The 2,548-nt window shown below is 71.9% G+C and carries 3 protein-coding genes and 1 pseudogene; 2 read left to right on the forward strand and 2 right to left on the reverse strand.

Annotated features, from left to right (window positions below; genetic code table 11):
* Both fliD and HUU95_RS14080 read left to right on the forward strand, forming a co-directional pair.
* Positions 1–656: flagellar filament capping protein FliD (fliD, locus tag HUU95_RS14075; protein ID WP_174280670.1), on the forward strand; the 656-nt coding region annotated here is incomplete at its 5' end.
* Positions 656–1,054 carry a flagellar protein FliS gene (locus tag HUU95_RS14080; protein ID WP_174280671.1) on the forward strand — a complete coding sequence of 133 codons (399 nt, stop codon included), beginning with the start codon at positions 656–658 and terminating at the stop codon, positions 1,052–1,054. The genes fliD and HUU95_RS14080, both read left to right, overlap by 1 nt.
* 238 nt (positions 1,055–1,292) lie before the next feature.
* Here the strand turns inward: HUU95_RS14080 and HUU95_RS14085 are convergent, their stop codons facing one another.
* The gene (locus HUU95_RS14085; protein WP_174280672.1) at positions 1,293–2,249 is read right to left on the reverse strand and encodes a CorA family divalent cation transporter; all 957 of its coding nucleotides are present in this window, start codon (positions 2,247–2,249) and stop codon (positions 1,293–1,295) included.
* A pseudogene (locus HUU95_RS14090) lies at positions 2,246–2,548 on the reverse strand (siroheme synthase); the annotation flags it as partial. The gene HUU95_RS14085 and the pseudogene HUU95_RS14090, both read right to left, overlap by 4 nt.

The raw sequence follows: 2,548 nt of genomic DNA on the forward strand, positions 1-2,548 counted from the left end.
CGGTCAACACCGTCGCCGATCTGGTGCCGGGCGTGACGCTGACGCTGGCGGGCACGGGGCACACGACGCTGGGCACCGCCGCGCCGACGGCGGCGATCGGCCAGGCGGTGTCGGACTTCGTCGACACCTACAACGCGCTGCATGCGCAGCTCGCGACCGAACTGGATGCAAAGACGGGCGAGCTGCGCGCCGACCCGGCGGCCCGGGCGCTGCTTCGGTCGCTCGGCCAGTTGCCGGCCACGGTGCTGGCGACGGGCGGGGACGCGGCCCCGCGCACGCTCGCCGACCTGGGCGTCAAGACCAACCGCGACGGCTCGCTGTCGCTCGACGCGACGCAGCTCGCGGACCGGCTGCGCCGCTTTCCGGCAGCGGCGGAGGCGATGTTCGCGAGCGGGACGGGGTTGTCGACCGCGCTGTCGGCGATCGCGACGCGGGCGACGGCGCGCGACTATGGGTTCGACGCGGAGACGGCCAAGTTCCAGGCGGCGGCCGACAGGGTCGGCGTCGCGCAGGGCAAGGCCAGCGACGACGCCGCCGCGATGACCGATCGCCTGACCGCGCAGTTCGCGACGATGGACTCGCGCGTCGCCGCCTATAAGTCGACCCAGGCGTTCCTGACGCAGCAGATCGACGTCTGGACGAAGAGCACCAGCTGATGGCCTATGCATCCGCGCTGCTGCGCGATCCCGCCGCGACCTATCGCCAGATCGACGTGGTGGGGCGCACCGCCGGGGCGGACGGGCCGGCGCTGGTGCAACTGCTGTACGAGGAGCTGGTCGCGGCGTTGCGCGCCGCCGCCTGGGCGGCCGAGCATCGCCGCTTCGCGCAGCGTGGCGACCGGGTGCAGCGCGCGACGGTGATCCTCTTCGCGCTGGACGCGGGGCTGGATTTCGAGGCGGGCGGCGACGTCTCGCGCACGCTCGCCACGCTGTACGCCGGTGCCCGCGCGACGCTGCTCAAGGCGGCGCTGGGCCATGACCCCGCGCCGTTCCACACGCTGGCCGACACGCTCGCCGAGATCGCGGCGGCGTGGCGGCAGGCGCGGGCGGCGTAGGTTGCGGCTGCGACCTGCATCACGCTCGTTCATGTCGAGCGACGTCGAGACATGCGCCCGACGCGGTCCCTCGACTTCGCTCGGGACGAACGGTGAGGAAGCCTAGGATTTGTCCTGTTCAGATTGAAGCCTGACCCGTTCGTGTCGAGCGAAGGCTCTCCCGAGCCTCGACGAGGGGTCAAGACACCGTACCAGGCTCGGTCCCCTAAACTTCGCTCGGGACGAACGGTGAGGAAGCCTAGCCCCGGAACCAGTGGCGTAGCGCGAACCAGCCGATCACGGCGACCGCGATGAGGATGCAGGCGATGCCGATCGCGTCGAACGCCCATGGCTCCTCGGCGCCCGGCAGGCCCTTGACGTTCATCCCGTAGAGCCCGGTGATGAAGGTCAGCGGCAGGAAGATCATCGCGATGATCGAGATCAGCAGCCCGCGCTGATCGAGCTGCTCGGCGCGCAGGTCGGTGAGCGTCTCGTGCATCAGCCCGGCGCGCTCGCGGATGCTGTCCAGCTCCTCCGCCATGCGCGCGGCGCGGTCGGCGGCGGCGGCGAGGTGCATGCGGTCGTCGTCCTCCAGCCAGTCGCCAGGCAGCGCCGCCAGCTTCTCCAGCGCCGCGCGCTGCGGCTGAAGGAAGCGGCGAAAGCCGATCGCCTTGACGCGGACCCGCGCGACGCTCCGGCGCAGCTCAAAGGCGCGCTCGGTGGTCAGCTGTTCCTCGCAATCGTCCAGATTGTCGCCGAGATCGGCGACGAACGGGTCCAGATCGCTGGTGATGGCGCCGGCAAAGGCGGCGATCAGGTCCCCGGGATCGCGCACCTCGCCCCGCCCGACCATCTTCTCCACCTCGTCGGTGGCGAGCAGATGCTCGTCGGTGACGGAAAAGACGCGGCCCCTGATCCCCCACAGGCGCACGGAGGCGAGCGGGTCGGAACTCGACAGCTCCTCCACCGCGCGGCCGCGCAGGTTGATCAGCGCGCCATGCTCGAACTGTTCGCAGCGCGGCCGCGACTCGGCGGCGGTGAGCGCCTCGATGACATAGGGCTGAAGCTTGGCCTCGTCGCGTAGCCAGGTCTGCGCCTGCCCGGTGGTGGTGGACAGGTGCGTCCAGATCAGCGGCGCGTCGGCGGCGAGCGTCTCGTCGACCTCGATGCGCGCCGCAGTGCCGTCACGATCGATCCGGTAGCCGAAGCCGCTCATGCCATGAACACCCAGACGTCGCCCGCATCCATCTGCCCCGGCGGCGCGGCGCATGCAATCCGGGCGGCGTCGGCGCGCGCGCGGGCGAGGATCGCGGCCGGTACGTCCGGGGCGTGGAGGACGCGCTCGGCGAGCGCGAGCTGGCGGGCGTGGCGCAGCGTGAGATCGTCGGGATCGGGGGAGGCGAGGGCGATGGTGGCCGCCGGGGTGGCCGCCGTCGCGAACAGCGCATCGCCCACGCGGTCGGCGGCGCCGGGATCGAGCGGATCGAGCGGGCCCGACAAGGCGGCGCCGATCGC

It is taken from the genome of Sphingomonas bacterium (assembly GCF_903643065.1).
In the GTDB taxonomy this organism is placed as follows: domain Bacteria; phylum Pseudomonadota; class Alphaproteobacteria; order Sphingomonadales; family Sphingomonadaceae; genus Sphingomonas.